At 73.4% G+C, this 21517-nt stretch carries 19 protein-coding genes and 1 pseudogene; 11 read left to right on the top strand and 9 right to left on the bottom strand.

What is annotated here, in order from left to right:
- Positions 1 to 284: 284 nt before the first annotated feature.
- Genes C8054_RS14330 through C8054_RS14345 form a run of 4 tightly spaced genes read right to left on the bottom strand, consistent with a single transcriptional unit; the run spans position 285 to position 5423 of the window.
- Entirely contained in the window at positions 285 to 2084 is a 1800-nt protein-coding gene (locus C8054_RS14330; protein ID WP_107157300.1) for an IucA/IucC family siderophore biosynthesis protein, read from the bottom strand.
- A complete protein-coding gene (locus C8054_RS14335; RefSeq protein ID WP_107157301.1) occupies positions 2081 to 2650 on the bottom strand; it encodes a GNAT family N-acetyltransferase in 570 nt (189 codons plus the stop codon). Before C8054_RS14335 ends, C8054_RS14330 begins: the two co-directional genes overlap by 4 nt.
- The gene (locus C8054_RS14340; protein ID WP_107157302.1) at positions 2647 to 3909 is read right to left on the bottom strand and encodes a lysine N(6)-hydroxylase/L-ornithine N(5)-oxygenase family protein; all 1263 of its coding nucleotides are present in this window, start codon (positions 3907 to 3909) and stop codon (positions 2647 to 2649) included. Before C8054_RS14340 ends, C8054_RS14335 begins: the two co-directional genes overlap by 4 nt.
- Before the next feature lie 8 nt (positions 3910 to 3917).
- Entirely contained in the window at positions 3918 to 5423 is a 1506-nt protein-coding gene (locus tag C8054_RS14345; RefSeq protein WP_107157303.1) for an aspartate aminotransferase family protein, read from the bottom strand.
- 97 nt (positions 5424 to 5520) lie between these two features.
- On the opposite strand from C8054_RS14345, the pseudogene C8054_RS14350 reads away from it, so the two are divergent.
- Positions 5521 to 7557 (top strand): annotated as a pseudogene (locus C8054_RS14350) (penicillin acylase family protein); the annotation flags it as partial.
- A 33-nt stretch (positions 7558 to 7590) separates the two neighbouring features.
- Positions 7591 to 8169, top strand: a complete 579-nt coding sequence (locus C8054_RS32755; RefSeq protein WP_233219645.1) for a GNAT family N-acetyltransferase — start codon at positions 7591 to 7593, stop codon at positions 8167 to 8169.
- On the opposite strand, the gene C8054_RS14355 is transcribed toward C8054_RS32755, so the two are convergent.
- The 4 genes from C8054_RS14355 to C8054_RS14365 all read right to left on the bottom strand — a co-directional run bounded on the left by C8054_RS14355 (position 8156) and on the right by C8054_RS14365 (position 10688).
- Positions 8156 to 9121 carry an N-acetylmuramoyl-L-alanine amidase gene (locus C8054_RS14355; RefSeq protein WP_107157305.1) on the bottom strand — a complete coding sequence of 322 codons (966 nt, stop codon included), beginning with the start codon at positions 9119 to 9121 and terminating at the stop codon, positions 8156 to 8158. The two genes, C8054_RS32755 and C8054_RS14355, sit on opposite strands and share 14 nt — an antisense overlap.
- Positions 9121 to 9273: a hypothetical protein gene (locus C8054_RS32290; RefSeq protein ID WP_199199754.1), complete on the bottom strand. Its 153-nt coding sequence runs from the start codon at positions 9271 to 9273 to the stop codon at positions 9121 to 9123. The genes C8054_RS14355 and C8054_RS32290 overlap by 1 nt, the downstream gene beginning before the upstream one ends.
- Before the next feature lie 203 nt (positions 9274 to 9476).
- Entirely contained in the window at positions 9477 to 10367 is an 891-nt protein-coding gene (locus C8054_RS14360; protein WP_107157306.1) for an SGNH/GDSL hydrolase family protein, read from the bottom strand.
- Positions 10368 to 10532: 165 nt separating this feature from the next.
- A complete protein-coding gene (locus C8054_RS14365) occupies positions 10533 to 10688 on the bottom strand; it encodes a hypothetical protein (protein ID WP_233219648.1) in 156 nt (51 codons plus the stop codon).
- Between C8054_RS14365 and C8054_RS14370 the strand changes: the two genes are divergently transcribed.
- The gene (locus C8054_RS14370) at positions 10677 to 10925 is read left to right on the top strand and encodes a Scr1 family TA system antitoxin-like transcriptional regulator (protein WP_233219646.1); all 249 of its coding nucleotides are present in this window, start codon (positions 10677 to 10679) and stop codon (positions 10923 to 10925) included. The two genes, C8054_RS14365 and C8054_RS14370, sit on opposite strands and share 12 nt — an antisense overlap.
- 39 nt (positions 10926 to 10964) lie before the next feature.
- Here the strand turns inward: C8054_RS14370 and coaD are convergent, their stop codons facing one another.
- Positions 10965 to 11456 (bottom strand): pantetheine-phosphate adenylyltransferase, encoded by a 492-nt coding sequence (gene coaD, locus C8054_RS14375; RefSeq protein WP_107157308.1) that lies wholly within the window; start codon positions 11454 to 11456, stop codon positions 10965 to 10967.
- Positions 11457 to 11916: 460 nt separating this feature from the next.
- On the opposite strand from coaD, the gene C8054_RS14380 reads away from it, so the two are divergent.
- The 8 genes from C8054_RS14380 to C8054_RS14415 all read left to right on the top strand — a co-directional run bounded on the left by C8054_RS14380 (position 11917) and on the right by C8054_RS14415 (position 21288).
- Positions 11917 to 13080, top strand: coding sequence for an ROK family protein (locus tag C8054_RS14380; protein WP_107157309.1), 1164 nt, complete (start codon positions 11917 to 11919; stop codon positions 13078 to 13080).
- A gap of 37 nt (positions 13081 to 13117) precedes the next feature.
- Positions 13118 to 14167 carry an extracellular solute-binding protein gene (locus C8054_RS14385; protein ID WP_107157310.1) on the top strand — a complete coding sequence of 350 codons (1050 nt, stop codon included), beginning with the start codon at positions 13118 to 13120 and terminating at the stop codon, positions 14165 to 14167.
- 112 nt (positions 14168 to 14279) lie between these two features.
- Positions 14280 to 15353, top strand: a complete 1074-nt coding sequence (locus C8054_RS14390; RefSeq protein ID WP_107157311.1) for an ABC transporter ATP-binding protein — start codon at positions 14280 to 14282, stop codon at positions 15351 to 15353.
- Entirely contained in the window at positions 15350 to 17134 is a 1785-nt protein-coding gene (locus C8054_RS14395; protein ID WP_107157312.1) for an iron ABC transporter permease, read from the top strand. The genes C8054_RS14390 and C8054_RS14395 overlap by 4 nt, the downstream gene beginning before the upstream one ends.
- Positions 17131 to 17949 (top strand): creatininase family protein, encoded by an 819-nt coding sequence (locus C8054_RS14400; RefSeq protein ID WP_233219636.1) that lies wholly within the window; start codon positions 17131 to 17133, stop codon positions 17947 to 17949. The genes C8054_RS14395 and C8054_RS14400 overlap by 4 nt, the downstream gene beginning before the upstream one ends.
- Positions 17946 to 18917, top strand: coding sequence for an amidohydrolase family protein (locus C8054_RS14405; protein WP_199199755.1), 972 nt, complete (start codon positions 17946 to 17948; stop codon positions 18915 to 18917). The genes C8054_RS14400 and C8054_RS14405 overlap by 4 nt, the downstream gene beginning before the upstream one ends.
- Complete coding sequence (locus C8054_RS14410) at positions 18914 to 20365, top strand: argininosuccinate lyase (RefSeq protein ID WP_107157314.1); 1452 nt, start codon at positions 18914 to 18916, stop codon at positions 20363 to 20365. Before C8054_RS14405 ends, C8054_RS14410 begins: the two co-directional genes overlap by 4 nt.
- Positions 20362 to 21288, top strand: coding sequence for an ROK family protein (locus C8054_RS14415; protein ID WP_107157315.1), 927 nt, complete (start codon positions 20362 to 20364; stop codon positions 21286 to 21288). Before C8054_RS14410 ends, C8054_RS14415 begins: the two co-directional genes overlap by 4 nt.
- Positions 21289 to 21517: the final 229 nt, after the last annotated feature.

Genomic DNA, 21517 nt, shown 5'->3' on the forward strand with positions numbered 1-21517 from the left:
TCACGCCATCAAGTTGGTAGGCACTCTGCGGTATGCCCGCGCCTGCCTGCCGGGCCCACTCGTCCACCTCGTTCGCGTCCCAGACGGTCATGCCGATCAGCCGGAACAGGGCGGCCAACTCGCCGGGGCCCTGCCGCCGAACTGCTGACCGAGGCCACCGCCGACCTGACCCGACTGTGCCCGGCCCCGCCGGCCCGCCCGGACCCGCCGGACCCGGTGGCGCGGTACGGCCGGGTCCGTCGCCTGACCGTCGACCGCACACGCGCCACACCCCGCCCGCCGGACTAGCCGGGTCGGCCCGGCGTGGCAGCAGCGAAGCGGGCGATCGGGTTGGTCAGCGTGCCGGCGAACTGGAGCGCCGCGGACGGGTCGGTCAGGTCCACCATCTGCTGGTTGTTCCGGAGCTGGAGCCGGTTGAGGCAGGACAGCGGGAACTCCGGCGCGAACAGGTCGTGCCGGCGCATCCGCTCGGCCAGGTGCGGGACCGTCGTGGCGTACCCGGTGGCGCACTCGGCGACGGTGCGCCAGAAGTCGTCCTGATCGAGCACGCCGGCGGTGTGCAGGGTGGCGCTCAGGTGCCGCAGGAAGCAGTCGAACACGTCGGTGAAGATGGCCAGGATCTTCTCGTCGTCCGGCACCGTCGCCCGCACCCGGCGGACCCGCTCCGGCAGGTCGGCGTCCGGGTCCATGACCACGATCTCCTCGGCGATGTCCTTGAACACCACCCGCTCCACCACGCCGCTGTCGAGCACCAGGATGACGTTCTCGCCGTGCGGCATGAACGCCAGGTCGTAGGCGTACAGGCTGTGCAGCAGCGGCACCAGGTAGGCGTCCAGGTAGCGGCGCAGCCAGTCGGCCGGCGGCAGCCCGGAGGCCGCGATCAGCGCGCCGGCCAACGGGCGGCCGTCCCGGTCGGCGTGCAGCAGCGACGCCATGGTGGCCAGTCGCCGGCCCGGCGCCAGGGCGGGCACCGGGCTCTCCCGCCAGAGCGCGGCCAGCATCTTCCGGTACGGCGACCCCGGCGCGGTCGCCGCCTCGTACTGCCGGTGCCGGTAGCCGATCGCGGCGCGCTCCCGCAGGATGGTCAGCCCGGCGCGGGTGAACACCGGGTCGTCGGCGACCAGCGCGGCCAGCCAGTCGTTGATGGCCGGCGTCGCCTCCATGTACGCGGCGGACAGCCCGCGCATGAAGCCCATGTTCAGCACCGACAGCGCGGTCTTGACGTAGTGCTTCGTCGGGTCGGTGACGTTGAAGAACGTGCGGACGGACTGCTGGGCCAGGTGCTCGTCGGGCCCTTCGCCGAGGCAGACCAGCCGGCGTGCGGCCACCTCACCGGCGAACGTGACGGCGAGCCGGTGCCACCACTGCCACGGGTGCACCGGGACGAGCAGGTAGTCGACCGGGTCGAGACCGAGCCCGGTCAGCGTGGCGGCGAACCGGGCGAGCGTCTCCGCGCCCAGCTCGGCCCGGACCAGCGTGTCGTAGTCCAGGTCGTCGGCGCTGGTGAACGTGGTGTGGTCGCGGTGCGCGGCGAGCCAGAGCAGCCGGAGAGGGGCGGCGGCCTCCGGGGCGTACCGATGATGGTCGTGGATGCCGAAGCCGAGCCGCCCGTTGTTGGCCACGAAGCACGGGTGGCCCTCGGTCATGCCGGTCTCGACGGCCTGGAAGTCGGCGGCGGCCAGCGCGGCGGCGGTGACCGCCGGCCGGTCCAGCTTGTACGCGGTGCCCGCGAGCGTGGAGGTGATCTCCTCCAGGTAGACCGGCAGGACCGCGTCGGTGAGGCCGAGCGCGCCGCGCAGCTCCAGGCAGAGGTCGACCGCGTCCGGCGGCAGCTCCCGGCCGTCGCGGTGCCGGGTGATGCTGGCGGCGTCGACGTGCCAGTGGTCGAGCGCGAGCCGCTCGGCGGCGAACCGGTACGCCACGGCGCCGTCGTCGGAGCGCACGGTCCACCACCCGTCGCCGGCCGGTTCGGGGGTGATCAGGCGTTCGTGGGCGAACTCGGCGAGCGCCTTGCGGACCAGCAGCCGGTTGGCGGTCGCCCACGCCGAGGGGGTCAGGTGGTCGACGGATGCGATCGGGTTCACGCCGGCGGGTCTCCTTCGGTGGCGTCGTGGAACTGGTCCCGGGTGACGACGCTGAGCAGCGCGTCCTTCTCCGGTTTGCGGATCTCGCCGACGACGGTGAAGCCGACGGCGGCGTTGAGCGCGTGCACGGCGTGGTTGCGCACGTCCGGTTCCACCACCACCCGGCGGGTGGCCGGGTCGGCGAAGAGCCAGGCCAGGACCGTGGTGATGACGGCGCGGGTGAAGCCGTGCGCGGGCGCGTCGGTGGGCGCGCAGAGGAAGTGCATGCCGACGTCGCCGGACTGCGGGTGGTAGAGCCCGACCAGCTCCACCCGGGCCGGGTCGTACCGTTCGGCCAGGAACGCGGGCCGGCCGCGCCAGGATCCGAGGTACGCGTCGTGGTGCGGGTGGGCGGCGATCCGCCGGTACTCCTCGGCGACGCCGGCCTCGTCGGCGTCCTGCATCAGCCAGAACGCCGACTTCGGATGGGTGACCCAGCGGTGCAGCAGCGGCGCGTCGGCGTCCGGGTCCAGCGGGCGCAGCGCGAACAGTCCGAGTCGCGCGTCGATGCGCGTGAACACGCTCAAGAGGGCACCCCGAACTCCTGGAACGCGATGGCCTTCTCGATCGGGTAGTGCTCCCGCCCGGTCAGCTCCCGGATGATCCACGAGTTGCGGTACGCGCCCATGCCCAGGTCGGGCGAGGTGATGCTGTGCGTGTGGGTGCCGCCGTTCTGGAGGAACACGCCCCGCCCGGTGTGGTCGACGCTGTAGTTGCGGGCCACGTCGAGGCGGCCGTGCGTGTCGAAGCGCAGCCGGTCGCGCACCGGCGCGAGGAAGTCCGGCAGCCGGTGGCGGTAGCCGGTGGCCAGCACCAGGCCCTCGGTGTCCAGCGTGAACGCGCGGTCCTGCTCGGTGTGGCGCAGCCCGAGCCGGTAGCTCCCGTCGGCGTACGCGGCGTCGACCAGTTCGGTGTTGGTGAGCAGCCGGGTCGGGGCCGGGCCGTCCAGGCTCCTGGCGTAGAGCATGTCGTAGATGTCGTTGATCAGGTCGGCGTTGACGCCCTTGAACAGCGGCTTCTGCTCGCCTTCCAGCCGGTAGCGGGTGGCCTCCGGCAGCGCGTGGAAGTAGTCCACGTAGTCCGGTGACGTCATCTCCAGCGTCAGCTTGGTGTATTCGAGGGGGAAGAACCGCGGCGAGCGGGTCACCCAGGTGAGCTGGTAGCCGTAGGTGTCGATGTCAACGAGCAGGTCGTGGTAGATCTCGGCGGCGCTCTGGCCGCTGCCGACGACGGTGATGCTGCGCTTGGCCCGCAGCGCCGCCCGGTGCTCCCGGTAGCGCGAGGTGTGGATCAGGTCGCCGCCCAGGCCCTGACACGCCGGTGGCAGGTGCGGCGGGGTGCCGGTGCCCAGCACCAGGTGCCGGGCCCGGTGGGTGACCGGCCCGTCCGGCGTGTCCGCGTGCACCACATACCGGTCGCCGTCGTGCTCGACCCGGGTGACGGTGTGCCGGAAGCGCAGGTTCGGCAGCTTGCCGGCGGCCCAGCGGCAGTAGGCGCTGTACTCGGCGCGCAGCGGGAAGAAGCTCTCCCGGATGTAGAACGGATACAGCCGGCCGGTCTCCTTCAGGTAGCTCAGGAACGAGTACGGCGAGGTCGGGTCCGCGAGCGTGACCAGGTCGGCCAGGAACGGCGTCTGCAACCGCGCCGATTCGAGCAGCATCCCGGGATGCCAGTCGACGTCGGCGCGGGCCTCCAGGAACAGCCCGTCCAGGTCGTCGAGCGGCGCGGTCAGGCAGGCCAGACCGAGGTTGTACGGGCCCAGGCCGATGGCGATGAAGTCCGACATGTCTCTCCTCAGCCGACCGGGGCCAGCGAGGTGGCGTGGCGGGCGTACCAGGCGGCGTGCTCGGCGACCAGGTCGCGCACCGCGAGCACGTCGTCCACTGTGGTCTCCGGGTTCAGCAGCGTCAGCTTCAGCCAGTGCGCGCCGTCGACCTTCGTGCCGGCGACCAGCGCCGCGCCGGAGGCGGCGAGCGCCTCGCGGGCGTGCAGGTTCGCCTCGTCCACCAGGTACGGCGGCGCGTCGGGTGGCACGTACCGGAAGACCACGGTGCTCAACTGGGCGGGCGCCGCCACCTCGAAGCGGGGATCGGCGTCGAGGTGCCGCCAGGCGTCGGCGGCCAGGTCGACGACGCGGTCGAACAGCGCGCCGATCGCGTCCGGTCCCATGATGCGTAGCGTCAGCCACAGCTTGCCCGCGTCGAAGCGCCGGGTGGTCTGGAGACTCTTGTCCACCTGGTTCGGGATGCCCTGCTCGGCCGCGCGGGCCGGGTTGAGGTAGTCGGCGTGCCAGGTGGCGTGCCGCAGCGTCCGGCCGTCGCGCACCAGCAGCGCGCTGGAGCTGACCGGCTGGAAGAACGACTTGTGGTAGTCGACGGTCACCGAGGCGGCCCGCTCGATGCCGTCGAGCAGGTGCCGGCGGGTGGGGGAGACCAGCAACCCGCACCCGTACGCGGCGTCCACGTGCAGCCAGACGCCGGCGGCGGTGCAGATGTCGGCGATCTCCGGCAGCGGGTCGATGGTGCCGAAGTCGGTGGTGCCGGCGGTGGCGACGACCGCCATCACCACCTGTCCGTCGCGCCGGCAGCGGTCGATGGTGCGGGCCAGCTCGTCGGTGCGCATCCGGCGGCCGGCGTCGGTGGGCACGGTGAGCACCGCGTCGGCGGCGAGGCCGAGCAGCTTGGCGGCCTTCTGCACGCTGAAGTGACCGGCCGTCGAGGTGACGACGCGCAGCCGGGCCAGCACCTCCGGTCGGGCCGGCCGGACGGCGGCCGCGCCGACCTCCCGCCGGTACGCCTCCTCCCGGGCCAGCAGCATCGCCTGGAGGTTCGACTGGGTGCCGCCGCTGGTGAACACCCCGTCGGCGGTGGCGCCGAGGCCGATCCGGCCGGCCGTCCAGTCGATCAGCCGGCGCTCCATCAGCGTCGCGCCGACGCTCTGGTCCCAGGTGTCCAGCGAGGAGTTGACGGCGCTGAGCACCGCCTCGCCGAGCAGCGCCGGGATGACCACCGGGCAGTTCAGGTGGGCCAGGTAGCGCGGGTGGTGGAACCAGACCGCGTCGCGCAGCCAGACGTCGTGCAGCTCGTCCAGGGCGGCGTCGGTGTCGCCCAGCGGCCGGTCCAGGTCGATGCCGCCGACCAGCGGCGCGAGCGCCTCGGGTCGGACGCCGGTGCCCGGCCGGTCCACCTCGGCGACCCGGCGGGCGACCCGTTCGACGCCTCGGGTCAGCACGTCCCGGTACCGCTCGACGGATCCGGTGTGGAACAGGTGGGCGCGCGCGGCGCTGGCGGTCGAACTCATGCGGCTTCCCGGTGGTCGTGCGGACAGGGGCGCGGCGACGGCCACGCGGCAGTCAGATTAGGTTAGGCTCACCTAACTATCAAGGAGGGGTGGTCGGATGCGTGTCGAACGCGACCGGTGGGGCGTACCGCAGCTGTGGGCCGACGACGTGGACGCGCTCGCGTACCTCCAGGGCCGCGTCACCGCGGACGACCGGGCCTGGCAGCTCAGCGTCGAACGGTGGCGGGCCGAGGGCCGGCTCGCCGCCCACGTCGGCGCGGCGGAGCTGCCCTGGGACCGGTTCGCCAGGCGCGCCCGCCTGGACGACACCGCCCGCCGCTGCCACGACCGACTCGACAGGGCCACCCGCCGGTGGGTCGCGGCGTACGTCGACGGCGTCAACGACGGGCTCGCCGAGGGGGCCGCCGCCGCGCCCGAGTTCGCCGCCACCGGCAGCGCGCCGGAGCCGTGGCGGCCGTGGACGCCGCTCGGCGTGTTCCTGGTTCAGCACGCGCTGTTCGCCACGTTCCCGAACAAGCTCTGGCACGCGCACGTCGCCCGCACGCTCGGCCCGGACGCGGTCGGCCGGTTCGCGGTGGAGGGGCCGTCGTCCGCCGGCAGCAACGCCTGGGCGCTGCCCGCCGACCCGGCCACCGGACGCGGCCCGCTGATCGCCGGTGACCCACACCGGCTGCTCGAACTACCCGGCGTCTACCAGCAGATCCGGCTCGCCTGCCCGGAGTTCGACGTGGTCGGGCTGGCCTTTCCCGGCGTACCCGGGTTGCCGCACTTCGGGCATGCCGGCGGGGTCGCCTGGGCCGTCACCAACGCGATGGCCGACTACCAGGACGTCTACCGCGAACAGCTCCGCCGCGACGGCGACCGGCTGCTCGCGCGCGACGCCGCCGGTTGGGTGCCGGTCGCGCGGCATGTCGAGGAGATCGAGGTGCGCGGCGGTCCCGCCGAACGCGTCGAGATCGTGGAGACGCCGCGCGGCCCGGTCGTCGACCACGACCGGGTCACCGGCGAGGCGCTCAGCCTGCGCACGCCGAGCCGCGTCGAGGCCCGCCTCGGGTTCGAGGCGCTGCTGCCGCTGCTGCGCGCCCGCCACGCCGCCGACGTCGCGGACGCGCTGCGCGCCTGGGTCGAGCCGGTCAACAGCGTGCTCGTCGCTGACTCCGGCGGCACGGTCCGTCGCCTGGTCGCCGGCCTGGTCCCGGTGCGCGACGACCGCTGCCGCCGCGAGCCCGTGCCCGGCTGGGACCCGCGACTGCACTGGCGTGGCGACCACCTGCCGATGGTGGACGAGACGGTGGCGACAGGTGGTGCCGCTCACGCGAGCCGGGCGGGCGACGGCGTCGCGGTCTGCGCCAACGACCGCCGCCCGGACGTCGCCGCGCACGGGGTCGACTTCGCGCCGCCGCACCGCGCCCGGCGGATCCGCGCCCTGCTCGCCGACGGCGTCGAGGCGTCCACAGTGCACACCGACGCCCGCCTCCCGGTGACCCCGACGTACCGGCTGCTGCGCCGGCTCGACGCCGTCGGGCTCGGCGCGCCGGCCCGCGCGCTGTGCGACCGGCTGCTGGCCTGGAACCGCGAGATGGCGGCCGACTCGCCCGACGCCGGGGCGTACGCGGCCTGGCGGGCCGCGCTCGCCCGCCGGTTGATCGCCCACCCGTCGCTGCGGGCGTTGCACGAGCCGTCCGGGTACGACGAGCTGTTCACCCCCTGGACCGACCCGGCGACCCGGATCGGCCTGGCCCTGGACCACCTCGTCGAGGAGCCCGGCGTCGACGTCGTGTCGCTGGGCGTCGACGCGCTGGTCGAGGTGGCCGCCGGGCCGCCGCCCGAGCCGTGGGGTCGCCGGCACCTGCCGCACCCGCTGCACCTGGGCGTGGCCGCCGGGACCTCGGCCGCCGTGACGGCGATGCGGGAGCGAGCCGCGCTCGGCGGGGACACCGACTGCGTGCTGGCCACGTCCGGTGTGCCCGGCGTCTCCGACACCTGCTGGCGGGGCCCGGTCGCCCGCTACGTCTGGGACCTGACCGACCGGGCGGCCAGCCGCTGGATCGTCCCGTTCGGCGCGTCCGGGCGGCCCGGCCATCCGCACTTCACCGACCAGTTTCCGCACTGGGCCGCCGGGACGCTGATCCCGGTGCCCGCCGACCCTCTGCCGAAGGACGACACCATGACGATCCCGCTGGAGCGCGACCCCGACCTCGGCGCGCTGGCGTTGGCGCCGGTGCGCCCGGACCTTCACGCCGAGCTGCTGCACGGCTGGGTCACGTTGCCCCGCAACCGGTTCTGGGGGATGGGCGCGCACACCCGCGACGAGGTGCGCGAGGTCTACGCGTTCCTGGACGGGTTGGACACCCACCACGCGTACCTGATCATGCTGGACGACGAGCCGGTCGGCCTGTTCCAGACCTACCGGCCGGAGGCGGACCCGGTGGGGGAGCGCTACCCGGTCCGCCCCGGCGACGTCGGCATGCACCTGCTGCTCAACCCACCCCGGCGGTACGCGCGCGGCCTCACCTCGGCCGTCGTCCCGGCGCTGATCCGGTTCCTGCTGCGCGACCCGGCCGCCCGGCGGGTGGTGGCCGAGCCGGACGTGCGCAACGAGGCCGCGCTGCGTCGACTGCGCACCGAGGGCTTCGAACTGGTCGACGAGATCGACCTGCCGGGCAAGCGCGCCCAGTTGGCGTTCCTCACCCGCGAACGGTTCGAGGCCGCCGCCCCGGCAGGCGACCCGGTCAGACCTCGGTGAGCCGGACCGCGTCGGCGATGATCAGGCCGGCGGCGGAACTCCACCGGCTCACCGCCACCCGGTCGGTGTCACCGGCGGCCAGCGTGAACGTGCCGAGGCTGCGCCACTGCCCGCCGGTCGCCCGCTGGTCGACGTAGACGGTCCGGTTGCCGGTGGTGGTGGCCACGACGTACGGCGTCGAGGCGTTGTAGCCCGCGTTCGCCGGCCACCACGCCTCGACCCGGTAGTTGCCGGTGCGCGGGACGTTGAACTTGTACCAGGCGGCGTCGCTGGCGGCGACCGGGTCGGCGTAGCGGTAGTCGGCGCCGTAGCGCTGCCCGGAGAACGACGAGACGCCCCAGTTGCCGCTGGCCGAGAATCGGCCGGCGGTCGCGTTGTCCACGATCGCGGACCAGCCGCCAGCACCGCCGGACATCTTCGCCGCGACGTCGGCCCGCATCGTGTTCAGGTCGATGAAGGACGGGTCGATCTTGCCGGTGGTGCTGGTCTCCCGGTGCCCACGGGCGTAGCTGGAGTCCTTGCCGAGCCGGGTGAGCACGGCGGCGGTGGCGGCGACGCTGGCGGTGTACTGCGCGGTGGTCATCCGCTGGTCCACGCCGTTGTAGTCGATCTCCCACCCGATCATCAGGGTGTTGCCGTCGCCGGCCGGGATCGGCCCGCTGCCGCCGCTGACACCGGCGTGGTTGCACCGGCCGGCGGAGATCACGTGGAACACGCCGTGGTAGTCGACGAGCGCCTGGCAGAGCGGGCCGGCCAGGTCGGGACGACCGTTGATGCAGATGTTGAGCGCCGGGTGCGGGTTGGTGGCGCTGGAGGTGGCCGCGGTGTGGTGCCACAGCACGCCGATCGGGTCGAACGAGCCGGGGCGGGCCCGGTTGAGCCAGTCGCCCTCCACGACGACCTGCACGCCGGCGACCCGCAGCACGTCCACCAGCCAGGGAATGGTGGCCATCACCGCTCCTGGAGCAGGTCGGCCAGGCACTCGGCCTTCGGCGCGGCGACGGCCGCGTCGGGACGGGCGACCATGGTCAGCGCGGCGGTCACCAGGGCCGGGATGCCGAGCAGACCTCGGCGCCGCAGACGGACGGATCGGGACGTGGGCATGGCGCTCCTTCGGGCGACGGCGCTCGGCATCCGATCGATCGACGGATGTGAGTGCGGGCACGCTATCCCGGCGCGGGCCGTCCTGTCGATACCCTTCGCCCCTACTCTTCCGGGCGAAAATATTCGCCAGCGGTCGGGGTTCGTCGAGCGGCGACGAGCCGGCCCCGCCACGCTGGCGGGACCGGCTCGACGGGTGGCGCGACTCAGTTCAGGTGGGCCAGCAGCGCGGTGGCCATGCCCTGCTCGCCCCGGGCGTTCGGGTGGAACGGCGCGGCCGCGTTCTGCGGCACCAGGCCCTCCACCCAGCGGGTGCCGCTGCTCTTGCACGCGTCCTTGCCGATCGACGGGGTGTAGACGTCGGCGTAGCTCGCGCCGTTGGCCGCCGCGGTGTCGGCCAGCATGCTGTTCAGCGCCTTCTCCACCCCGCGCAGGTACGGCACGTCCTGGTAGGCGATCGGCACCACCGGCCAGCAGCCGTACCCGCTGTCGGGCAGGATCGCCGGGTAGCCGAGCACCACGACCCGCGCGTTCGGCGCGGCCTGCCGGACCGAGCGCAGCACGCTGGTCACCTTCGGCACGGTGGCGGCGATCCGGGCCCGGAGCTGGTCGGTGCCGCCGGCGGTGAACCGGTTCTTGCACGGCGAGCCGAGCGGGCTGCTCACGCTCGCCTCCGCGCAGTCGCTGATGATCCCGGAGAACCCGATGTCGTTGCCGCCGATCTGCACCGTCACCAGCGCCGTGGCCGACGTGACGGCGTTGAGCTGCGGCGGCAGGTTGATGCCGAGCTGGCCGTCGCCGCCGTACAGGATGTCGTCGGTGGTGGCGCCGGAGCAGCTCACGTCCGCGAACGACGACGACCCGGCGGACGCGGCGACGAGCGTCGGGTAGTTGCGGTTCGACCGCAGGCAGTTCAGGTCGACCTGGGTGGGGATCAGCGGGCCGGCGGTGTACGAGTCGCCGAGCGCCACGTAGCGCCCGGCGGGCACGGCGGCGTTGGCGGGCGCGGTGACGGCGAGCAGCACGCCGGCGGTGGCCGCGGCGAGCGCGGCCAGTCGTGCGGCCGTACGCCTCAGCGGCAGGTGGGGACGGTTCATGGCGCCCTCCCGGAGCGGGATCAGGGGGTGGTGGTGGTCGGGAGTCTGCCGCTGCCGGTGATATCCGTCAATATGGACGAACGCCATTAAGGGGTGGTCGGGGTGGTGGGCCGGCCGACGGTTCCGGAACTCGGTACACGCTCGGTCACCGCCGCGCGACGACGCTCAGCGGGTCAGGCCGACGAGCGCCGCGAGCCGGGCGACGTCGGCCGCCGCCGGGTCGCGCCGGGTGATGTCGGCGAGCAGGGTACGCGCGACCGCCGGCACCGGACCTCGGCGGGCGCGATCCGGCGTCGGCAGCCGACGCCGCTGCGGATGCATGCCATCCTCTTCGAGGCGTCGCTGGGGACCGAGGTCGGTGGCCCGGACGTGCTGCGTGAACAACTCGACCACCTGGTCGAGTTGAGCCGCCTGTCGAGCGTCAGCATCCAGGTGCTGCGCTTCGAGGCCGGCGCACACCTGGCGGACAGCAGCGGCTTCGCGTTGCTCACCTTCGAGCAGGACGATCGGGGCCGTTTTCTTCCAAGATCCCCAGACGTCTCAGACGGTGGAAGCTGAAGTCCAGCTTCCGCGAAGACGGGGCGAGGCGAGGGCCGGCTACGCGGGTGCCGTTCCTCGCGTGCGCGCTGCCGTGGACGATGTGGCGGCCAGTTCGGGCCGTGTCGGCAGGAAGACGGTGGGGACGCCCAACGACTGGTTCATCCCGGCGAGCCGCTGTTCGGCCTGGAGGTCGGTGGCGTTCCGCACGCCGCGAACGATGACTTCCGCGCCGTGGCGACGGCAGTAGTCGGCGGTCAACCCGCGCCACGCCGCCACGGTGACCGTGGTCCACCCGGCCGGTAGGGCGGCCCGGACGGCGGCGGCCCGCTGCTCCTCGCCGCTGCCCGGCTGTTTGTCCCCGTTGACCGCGACGAGCACGACCACCTCGTCGAAGAGGCCGCGCGCCCGGTCCACCACGTCCAGGTGTCCGGGCGTGACGGGATCGAACGTGCCGGGGTAGACGGCCCGGACGGGCGCGCGCCCGACGGTCCGCCGCGCCTGACGTGAACCTGCCGCTGGTTCGGCTGTCCCGGCCGTGTCGGTCCGCATGGCCCGACTGTAGGTGACTTGCGGACCGCCCCGCCCCGTCTCGCGCTGCGGGGGCGGCGACGAGTGAGGGCTCTGGGTGCGTTTGTTGTCGCGGGAGCGACAACAGGTGCACCCACAGGGGTTCGGTCGAGGGCGCGGCCGGTGAGTCGTTTCTGCTCTCAGCTCGACAGGCGCCGGGCGCCGGAGAGTTGCCGGCGGCTGGTCGACGCCCCGGCCGGAAGGGTGACTGTCCTCAATGGCAGGGTCATCACGGCGCTCACGAGAAGGGCGCGACGGCATTTCTTCGTGACGCGAACTAAAGGCGGGTTGATCGTGGGTGCCGAGGTGGTGGCATCGGCGGAACCGGCCCCGTCCGGACGCGTTCATCGCTGCCATTTGTCCAGTTCGCGGGTCGGGGTGCCGAGCCCGCGAGACCAGATCGTGACTTGACGCAATAGTTCGTTCGCCGTAGGAAGGAAGTGTGACAGACGTGGTGACCCCACCGACGAGCCCGGTGAGCCGGGAGCGGTCCAAGGAGATCAAGCGCAGCAGCGTGATCTCCGCGGCCCGCTCCGCCCGGGTGCTGTCCCGTGCCGAGCTGACCGAGCTGACCGGGCTGAGCCCCGCCACGCTCACCCCGCTGGTGCGGGACCTGATTGCCGAGGGCTACCTGATCGAGCGCGGCCCCGGCGCCTCCCGCGCCGGCCGTCCCCGCGCCATCCTCGAGTTCAACCCCCGCGCCGAGCTGGTCGCCGCCGTCGCGCTGGAACCGGCCCGGATCAGCTGCGAGATCGCCGACAGCGACGGCGCCGTCATCGCCCACCGCACGGTGCGGCGTACCGGCGACATCGTCGACCTGATCTGCACCGCCGTGCCGGAACTGGCCGGCGACGGGCTGCCCGCGCTGCGGGGCGTGGCCATCGCCGCGCCCGGCGTCTCCACCGGCGGCGCGGTCCGGCTCGCCCCCTCGGTCGGGCTGGTCGAGGCGCGCCCGGTGGGGGAGTCGGTGCAGCGGCGGCTCGGCGTGCCGGTGGTGGTCGACAACGACGTGAACCTGATGGCCGCCGGTGAGCACGCGGCCGGCGCCGGGACCGACGTCGCCGACCTGCTCCTGCTGCACGTCGCCGACGGTATCGGCGCCGGGCTGGTGCTGGACGGGCAGGTCCGTCGCGGCTCCGGCGGCGCGGCCGGCGAGGTGGGCTTCCTGCCGCTCGACCCGGCCGACCGGGGGCACGACGGCATCGGCCCGTTCGAGGCCCGCTGGTCGGCCGGCGCCATCGCCGAGCGGGTGGTGGCCCTGGCCCCGGGCCGCCGGCCGGCCGCGCCGGTACGGGCGCTCGTCGAGCTGGCCGCCACCGACGAGCGGGCCGGCGCGTACCTGGCCGAGGTGCTCACCGCCTGGGCCCGGCTCATCGTCTCCTGCGCCTGCGTGATCGACCCGGGCCGGGTGCTGCTCAGCGGCGCCGCGGCCGATCTCGACGACGCCGCCGTGGACCGGCTCCAGACGCTGGTGTCCGCCGGTGCGCCCAGCCCGACCGAGGTCCGCCGCGCGGTCCTCGGCGACCAGGCGGTGCTGCACGGCGCGGTCAGCTACGCGCTGTCGGCCGCCGCGTCCGGCCTGTCCACCCTGCTACCCGCTCCCTGACCGCTCCACCCCCCACAACACCCCTCGGAGGTACCCCATGAGACGTCGACTCCTGCTCGCCGGTGCGCTCGCCACCGTCCTCGCCGCCGGCACCGCCTGCGGCGGCGGCTCCGGTGACTCCGGCTCCGGCTCCGGCGAGGCCGAGAAGCTGACGATCTACTCGGCCCGCGACAAGAAGGTGACCACCTTCGTCGTCGACAAGTTCACCGCCAAGTACCCCGAGTACAAGGGCAAGGTCGAGGTGCTCAACCTGGGCGCCCAGGAGATCCTGGAGCGGGTCCGGGCGGAGAAGGCCAACCCGCAGGCCGACGTCTGGTGGGGCGGCACCCAGCAGGGTCTCGCGTCGGGCGCGTCCGAGGACCTGCTCACCGGCTGGAAGCCGTCGTTCGCCGACAAGATGGACGAGAAGTACAAGGACCCGCAGGGCCGGTGGTTCGGCGAGATCCTGCTGCCCGAGGTCATCATGTACAACAACAAGGCGCTCACCCCGGAGCAGGCCCCGAAGGACTGGGACGACCTGCTGAAGCCGGAGTTCAAGGACAAGATCATCATCCGGGACGTGGCCGCGTCCGGCACCATGCGGTCGATCTACTCCGCGATGATCGTGCGGCAGTCGCCGGACGGCAGCAACCCGCAGCCCGGCTACGACTGGCTGAAGAAGCTCGACGCCAACACCGGCGCGTACGCCGCCAACCCCACCGACCTGTACCTCAAGCTGTCCCGTCAGCAGGGCACGCTGAGCGCCTGGAACCTCCAGGACATCCTGCTCCAGGCCAACCAGGCCAACATGCCGTTCGGCTACGTGATGCCGAGCTCCGGCGCCCCGGTGCTGGTCGACGGTCTGGCCCAGGTCAAGGGCGGCAACAGCGAGGGCGCGCAGAAGTTCCTGGAGTTCCTCTTCGACGACTCGCTCCGCGCCGAGCTGGCCAAGGACTACTACCAGATCCCGGCCGTGGACATCGCGGAGAAGCCGGAGTGGCTGGCCCAGCTCAACCTCAAGCCGCTGGACGTCGACTGGGACGTGATCGGCAAGAACGAGACCGAGTGGATCAACCACTGGAACAGCCAGATCAAGAACAAGGGCTGACCGGCCGGGACGCCGGGTGCCGCGCGCACCCGGCGTCCCGCCGTCGCCGTCCCGTACCACCACCCACCCCGTCACCGGTCCGATCCGGTTACCGGACGCAAGGAGAGACATCATGATCGATGTCACGCTGGAGTCGGTGAGCAAGCGCTTCCCGCGTGCCGGCGACACCGCGGCGGTCGACGACGTCGACCTCCGCATCGGCGCGGGGGAGTTCTTCACCCTGCTCGGCCCGAGCGGCTGCGGCAAGACCACCACCCTGCGCATGGTCGCCGGCTTCTACTTCCCCAGCTCGGGCCGGATCCGGTTCGGCACCGAGGACGTCACCAACCGGCCGCCGAACAAGCGCGACACCGGCATGGTGTTCCAGAACTATGCGCTCTTCCCGCACCTGAGCGTCGCCCAGAACGTCGCGTACGGCCTGAAGATCCGCAAGGTCGGCCGGGCCGAGGCGAAGCGTCGCATCGACGAGGCGCTCGGGCAGGTCCACCTCGCCGGGTACGGCGACCGCCGCATCGACCAGCTCTCCGGCGGCCAGCAGCAGCGCGTCGCGTTGGCCCGGGCGCTGGTGATCCGGCCGCGCACGCTGCTGCTCGACGAGCCGCTGTCCAACCTCGACGCCAAGCTGCGCGAGGAGACCCGGGTCGAGATCCGCCGGATCCAGAAGGAGTCCGGCACCACCGCGCTCTACGTCACCCACGACCAGGCCGAGGCGATGGCCATGTCGGACCGGATCGCGGTGATGGAGTCCGGCCGGGTCCGGCAGGTCGGCACGCCGCAGGAGATCTACCACCGGCCGGCCACCTCGTTCGTGGCCCGGTTCATCGGCCGCAGCAACGTGCTCAGCCTGCCGGTGGTGACCGCCGGCCCGGAGCGCGTGACCGTGGCGCTGCCCGGCGGCTGGGAGGTCCCGGTCGCCGCGCCCGCCGAGCACGGGCTCCGCGAGGGCGGCACCGCGCTGGTCAGCGTGCGCCCCGAGCACATCACGCTCGGTTCGGCCACCGACGAGGGCGCGCTGCCCGGCCGGGTCACCGAGCTGGAGTTCACCGGCATGGCCACCAACCTGCTGGTCGACGTGGCCGGCGAGCCGGTGCAGGTGGCCGCGATCGACGTCCCGGCCGGGCTGGCCGTGGGCGACCAGGTCGGGCTGCGCCTGCCGCCGGAGCGGATGTGGGTGGTGGGTGCATGAGCACCATCCCCGCGACCCCGAGCGCGGCCACCGTCCCGCCGATCACCGAGGACCCGACGCCTCCGGGCGGCCGGCGGTCCCGCCGCCCGCAGCTCAACGCCAACTCGCGCTGGTTCCCGTACCTGCTGGTGTTCCCGCTGGCGCTGGTCCTCTTCGGTTACGTGGTGCAGCCGATGCTCGCCACGTTCGGCGAGAGCGTCGGGGTGGACGGCCCGGAGAACTGGGCCAGCTTCCTCACCGGCGACGGCGTGGCCCGCTCCGCGCTGCTCACCTCGCTGATGATCAGCGCCGCGAGCGTGTTCCTGTGCGGCGTCGTCGGCGTGGCCATGGCGTTCCTGCTGAAGCGGTTCTCGTTCCCCGGCCGGCGGCTCATCGAGGCGATCATCCTGGTGCCGGCGGCGCTGCCGCCGCTGATCGGGGCGATCTCGTTCCAGCTCCTCTACAGCGAGACCGGCATCCTGCCCCGGGCGCTGCAACAGCTCCTCGGCACCGAGAACCCGGTGCTGCCGTTCAGCGGTATCGCCGGCGTGCTGGTGGTGCACACGTTCACCATGTACCCGTTCTTCTACCTGGCCACGTCCGCCGCGCTCATGGGCATGGACCCGTCGGTGGAGGAGGCCGCCTACAACCTGGGCGCCGGCCGGGTGCGGGTGTGGCGGACCGTGCTGCTGCCGATGCTCACCCCGGCGCTGGTCTCCGCGTCGCTGCTGGTCTTCATGACGTCGCTGGCGTCGTACACCGCTCCGCTGCTGTTCGGGGTGGACCGCACGATGACCATGCAGATCTACATCAACCGCACCAACGGCGACCTGCCGATGGCCTCGACCTACGCGTCGGTGCTCGCGGTGGTGTCGGTGCTGTTCCTGCTCGGCATGCGCTGGTACGAGGGGCGGCGCAGCTACCGTTCCCAGTCCAAGGGCGTGGCCAGCCACCGCCGCGAGCTGACCAACCCGTTCGCCCGCTGGCTGGCGCTGGCCGCCTCGCTGCTCGCCGTGGTGGTGCTGCTCGCCCCGGTGGCGACCATCGCGCTGGTGGCGTTCTCCGAGGACGGGACGTGGACCACCGAGGTGATCCCGTCCGGCTACACCACGCAGAACTTCGTCACCATCTTCTCCGACCCGGACGCGTACCGGCCGATCGTCAACTCGCTCCAGATGAGCCTGCTGGCCACCGTCGGCTGCGTCGTGGTCGGCGTGCTCATCGCGTACGCGGTGCGCCGGCTCGACTTCCGCGGCCGTGGCCTGCTCGACGTCGCGGTCATGTTGGCCTGGGCGCTGCCCGGCACGGTGGTGGCGATCAACCTGATCTCGGCGTTCAGCACCGGCAACGCGTTCAGTTTCGGCCAGGTGCTGATCGGCACGTTCTGGATCATGCCGCTGGCGTACTTCGTGCGGTTCCTGCCGCTGGTGTTCCGGTCCAGCTCGGCCACGCTGGCCCAGCTCGACCCGTCGCTGGAGGAGGCCGCCCGCAACCTCGGTGCGTCCTGGGCGCGGGCGTTCGGCACGGTCACGCTGCGGCTGATGCTGCCGGGCGTGCTGGCCGGCGCGCTGCTCGCGTTCGTCAACGGCGTCGGCGAGTTCGTCGCCTCGGTGCTCATCTACACGTCGGAGACCGCGCCGATCTCCGTGGAGATCAACAACCGGATGTACTCGTTCGAGGTCGGCACCGCCGCCGCGTACGGCATGCTCCAGGTTGTGTTGATCTTCGTGGTGATGGTGGTCTCCGGCCGCCTGCAGAACGGCGGCCGGGCCGCCCGGGAGGCGACGAAGTGGACGGCGTGACCGAGCTGTGGCCGGCCGGCGGCGGGCTGCTGCCCGCCGCCGAGGTCCCCGGCGGCGAACTGGCCGACGTCGTCGCGGCGGCGGACTTCGCGGTGCTGCCGGTCGGCGCCGTCGAGTGGCACGGGCCGCACCTGCCGCTCGGCGCCGACCTCATCCTCGCCGAGGGCTTCGCCGCCGAGAGCGCCGCGCCCGGGCCCGGCCCGCGCGGCGTGCTGTTCCCGCCGGTCGCGTACGCGGCCTGCCCCGGCCAGACCCGCCCCTGGCCCGGCACGGTGGCGATCCGGCCGGAGATCGCGGTCGGCTACCTCGCCGACGTGATCGAGGGCATCGTGGCGGCCGGTTTCCCCCGGCTGCTGGTGGTCAACGGCCACGACGCCAACATGTCCACCGTGCGGGCCGCCATGGAGTGGGTCTCCGGGCGGCGCACCGCCAGTCTGCTGCTGGTCAACTGGTTCCAACTGGTCACCCCGGCGGAGACCGGCGCGCTCTACGGCGACGTGGTCGCCCGCGGGCACGGCGGCGCGTACGAGACGTCCGGCGTGCTCGGCTTCGCGCCGCAGACGGTACGCCTGGCCGCCGCCACCGACCTGCCGCCGCGCCCGAAGCTGCCGGTGACCCACCCGTACGTGCTCGTCGAGTCGCGGCCCGACCCGTGGCAGGGCTGGTCCGGGCACGTGTCACGGGCCAGCGAGCAGGCCGGCCGGACGGTGCGCGCCACGGCCGGCGCGCGGCTGCGCGAGATCGTGGCCGCCTGGGTGGCCGCCCCGCTGCCGGCCCCGCCCACCGCCGACCCGCTACCCCAGGAGGACGTGTGACAGTCGACCGGGGACTTGACGTCGTCGACTTCCACCTGCACTTCCGCATCGGCGCCGACGAGACGATCCACGCCTGCGAGGACGCCGCCGGGATGCACCCGGGCGGCCCGCACGAACGCGAGGTGCGGGCCGCCGGGTCCGCGCCGTACGCCCGGCAGTGGCGTCGGGCCTGGAGCTTCCCCGACCCGGAGCCGCCCGCCGAACGCTGGCAGGACGAGGCGGACCGGTGGGCCGAGGAACTGCGCGCGGTGCGGGTGCGCCGGGCGGTCTTCGTCACCGGCGGCGGCAACGACGCGCTCGCCGACGTGATCGACCGGCACCCCGACCTGCTGCTCGGCCTCGCCCACCACGACCCCTACGGCGCGGACGCGGCGGCCGAGCTGGAGCGTGCGGTCACCGAGCGGGGGCTGCGCGGGCTGAAGCTGTTCGCGCCGCTGCTGCGCGGCCCGCTCGACCACGCCGACCTCGATCCGCTCTGGGTCACCGCCCAGCGACTCGGCGTGCCCGTGCTGATCCACATCGGTCATTACGGCAGCGCCGGCGGCCTGCCCGTCGGCCGGTACGGCGGCCCGGACGAGCTGGTCCGGATGGCCCGCCGGTTCCCCGAGCTGAACGTGGTGGTGCCGCACTTCGGCGTCCAGCACGTGCAGGAGCTGTTCTTCGCCGCCTGGGGCTGCCCCAACATCTCCATCGACACGTCCGGCTCGAACCAGTGGGTGCGCTGGATGCCGTACCGGCTCACGCTGGAGGACCTGTTCCGCCGCGCCTACGAGACGATCGGCCCGCAGCGCATCGTCTACGGCAGCGACTCGTCCTGGTTCCCGCGCGGCTACGTCACCCGCTACCTCGACGACCAGCTCCGCGTCTGCCACGAGCTGGGCCTGTCCGAGGACCACCTGCGCGCGATCTTCGCCGGGAACGCCGAGCGGCTGCTCGGCCTGACCGCGAACCGGAAGGAAACCCGATGAGCACGCTGACCACCTACCAGCGCCACCACCTGGCCCCGACCTACGACCACCACGTCGGGCACCTCTACCCGGCCATGGTGCGCGCCAGCCAGGCGCACGTGGTGATGCTGACCGAGCAGCGGCTGATCCCCGCCGACCGGGGGGCCCGGCTGCTGCGCGGCCTGGCCGAGCTGCGCGCCGACACCACCGCCCTGCCGGCGTACGACGGCAGCTTCGAGGACACCTACTACCTGCTGGAGAAGCGGCTCGCGGCGGCGTGCGGCATCCCCACCTCCGAGCTGGACGTGCAGCTCGCCCGCAGCCGCAACGACCTGGACGCCGGCGTGTTCCGGATGCTGCTGCGCGACCAGCTCGTCGAGGTGCTCCAGCGGGTGCTGGACACCGGCCGCACCGCGCTGGCCCAGGCCGACCGGTACGCCGACGTGGTGATCACCGGCTACACCCACCGCCGCCCGGCCCAGCCCACCACCATCGGGCACGCGCTGGCCGGCTACGCCGAGGCGCTGGTCAGCCAGGCCGCCGCGTACGCCGACGTGATCGACCAGCTCAACGTCTCGCCGCTGGGCTCCTGCGCGTTCGCCGGCACCGACCTGGACATCGACCCGGCCCGGGTGGCCGAGCTGCTCGGCTTCGCCGGCCTGGTCACCAACTCGTACGAGGCGGTGGCCGGCGCCGACCACCTGGTCCGGGTCGGCACGCTCAACGCGCGGGCGCTGGCCACCGGCGCCCGGCTGGCCCGCACGCTGATGGACTGGCTGAGCTGGCAGTGGGTCACCACACCGGGGGACTTCACCCAGGGCAGCAGCATCATGCCGCAGAAGCGCAACCCGGTGGTGCTGGAGCACCTCGTCTCGTACGCCGGGCAGGCCGCGGCGGACGCCGCGTCGGTGCTCAACAACGTGGGCGCCGCCTGGTGGGAGGACTCCAACAACGCCACCACCGACGTCCAGGTGCGGCTCTGGGAGAGCAACGACCGCGCCGAGCGGTTCTTCACGCTGGTCGGCGGCTTCCTCGCCGAGATCGCGCCGCTGAGCCCGCCCAGCCGGGAGGAGATCGTCGCCTCCGGCGCGACCACCACCGCGGCGGCGGACGCGTTGACCCGCCACGGCGTGCCGTTCCGGGCCGCGCACTCGCTCGTCGGCCGGCTGGTGCGCGACGGCGGGCCGGACACCTGGACCCCGGACGGTGTCCGCGCCGCCGCCGACGGGATCACCGGCGCGCTCGACGACACGGCGGTCGCCGACCTCATCGCCGCCGCGGTCCGGCCGGAGCTGGTGCTCCAGCGGGCGCAGGCCGACGGTCCGGGCGCCCGCGCGGTCCGGACCCAGGTGGGGGCGCTCTCCGCCGCGCTCGACCCGGTCGCCGACCGGCTGAGCGCCGTGCGGGCGTTGCTGCGTCAGGCGGACGACATGCTGGACGCCGTGGCCGCCGAGCTGGGGGCGCGATGACCGTGCGACTGTCCGATCCGTCCGGCACCGGCACCGGCACGCGCACGCCGGGGCTGCTGCTCGGCATCGACTTCGGCGGCACGAAGATGGCGGTCGGGGTGTCCGACGCCGACGGCCGGCTGCTGGCCCACCGCCGGGTGCCCACGCACGCCGAGCAGGGCGCGCCGCAGGCGCTGTCCCGGGCGCTGAAGCTCGCCGGGGACCTGGTCGGCGAGGTCGGCGGCCCGCTCGCCGCCGCGGGCGTGGCGTCGCCCGGCGTGGTCCGCCCGGACGGCATCGACCTGGCGCCCAACGTGCCCGGCTGGGAACGGCTGCGGCTGGCCGACGCGGTCCGCGACGCGCTGGACGTGCCCCGGGTCGCGGTGGACAACGACCTGAACGCCGCCGCGCTGGCCGAGCTGCGGCTGGGCGCGCTGCGCGGCGTCGACCCCGGGCTGGTGGTGGGCATCGGCACCGGGATCGCGGCGGCCGTGACGGTCGGCGGCGCGGTGCTGCCGGGCCATCGCGGCGCGGCCGGCGAGATCGGGTACGCGGTGGCCGGCGCGCCCTGGCCGGGGACGATGCTGGAGCTGGACTTCTCCGGCCGGGCGCTGGACCGGCTCGCCGCCGACCTCGGCGTGCCGGACGGGGCGGCCGGGCTCACCGCCGCCGCCGAGACGCCGGGCGCGGCGCGCGACGCGTTGGCCGCCCGCGTCGACGAGGCGGCCCGGACGCTGGTGACCTGCTGCCTGCTGCTCGATCCGCAGCGGATCGTGCTGGTCGGCGGCGTGACGCGCAGCGCGCTGATCCGGCGGATGCTCGTCGACCGGCTGACCGAGGCGCTGCCGCACCCGCCCGACGTGGTGCGTTCCCGCTTCGCCGACGACTCGGCGTTGTACGGTGCGCTGGCGCTGGCCCGGGACACGGTGCCCGTCCCACACTGAGCGCATTACCGATGTAGCGTGTGTCACATTTTCGCATCCCTCGGGTGACCGGCCCCGACGCCGACATCCGTTGTGCCGCAACGGATCCGGCCGGGTGGGGTGCGGTCGCCGGACGGGCCGCGCACCGCGGCGGGCACGCACCGGAACGGACCCGGCACCGGTGGTGAAGACCGATCGAACTTCGGTGATCGCGGATTTGCACCCGTCATTACGCTGCGGGGTGGTTGAT

It is taken from the genome of Micromonospora sp. RP3T (assembly GCF_003027925.1).
Lineage (GTDB): Bacteria > Actinomycetota > Actinomycetes > Mycobacteriales > Micromonosporaceae > Micromonospora.

Coding starts and splice junctions, on each gene's coding strand:
- C8054_RS32755 (WP_233219645.1), top strand. CDS start 7,591: ATGACGATCCCGCTGGAGCGCGACCCCGACCTCGGCGCGCTGGCGTTG.
- C8054_RS32290 (WP_199199754.1), bottom strand. CDS start 9,273: ATGCCCACGTCCCGATCCGTCCGTCTGCGGCGCCGAGGTCTGCTCGGC.
- C8054_RS14415 (WP_107157315.1), top strand. CDS start 20,362: ATGACCGTGCGACTGTCCGATCCGTCCGGCACCGGCACCGGCACGCGC.
- C8054_RS14365 (WP_233219648.1), bottom strand. CDS start 10,688: ATGCATCCGCAGCGGCGTCGGCTGCCGACGCCGGATCGCGCCCGCCGA.
- C8054_RS14410 (WP_107157314.1), top strand. CDS start 18,914: ATGAGCACGCTGACCACCTACCAGCGCCACCACCTGGCCCCGACCTAC.
- coaD (WP_107157308.1), bottom strand. CDS start 11,456: ATGCGGACCGACACGGCCGGGACAGCCGAACCAGCGGCAGGTTCACGT.
- C8054_RS14345 (WP_107157303.1), bottom strand. CDS start 5,423: ATGAGTTCGACCGCCAGCGCCGCGCGCGCCCACCTGTTCCACACCGGA.
- C8054_RS14390 (WP_107157311.1), top strand. CDS start 14,280: ATGATCGATGTCACGCTGGAGTCGGTGAGCAAGCGCTTCCCGCGTGCC.
- C8054_RS14360 (WP_107157306.1), bottom strand. CDS start 10,367: ATGAACCGTCCCCACCTGCCGCTGAGGCGTACGGCCGCACGACTGGCC.
- C8054_RS14385 (WP_107157310.1), top strand. CDS start 13,118: ATGAGACGTCGACTCCTGCTCGCCGGTGCGCTCGCCACCGTCCTCGCC.
- C8054_RS14395 (WP_107157312.1), top strand. CDS start 15,350: ATGAGCACCATCCCCGCGACCCCGAGCGCGGCCACCGTCCCGCCGATC.
- C8054_RS14340 (WP_107157302.1), bottom strand. CDS start 3,909: ATGTCGGACTTCATCGCCATCGGCCTGGGCCCGTACAACCTCGGTCTG.
- C8054_RS14355 (WP_107157305.1), bottom strand. CDS start 9,121: ATGGCCACCATTCCCTGGCTGGTGGACGTGCTGCGGGTCGCCGGCGTG.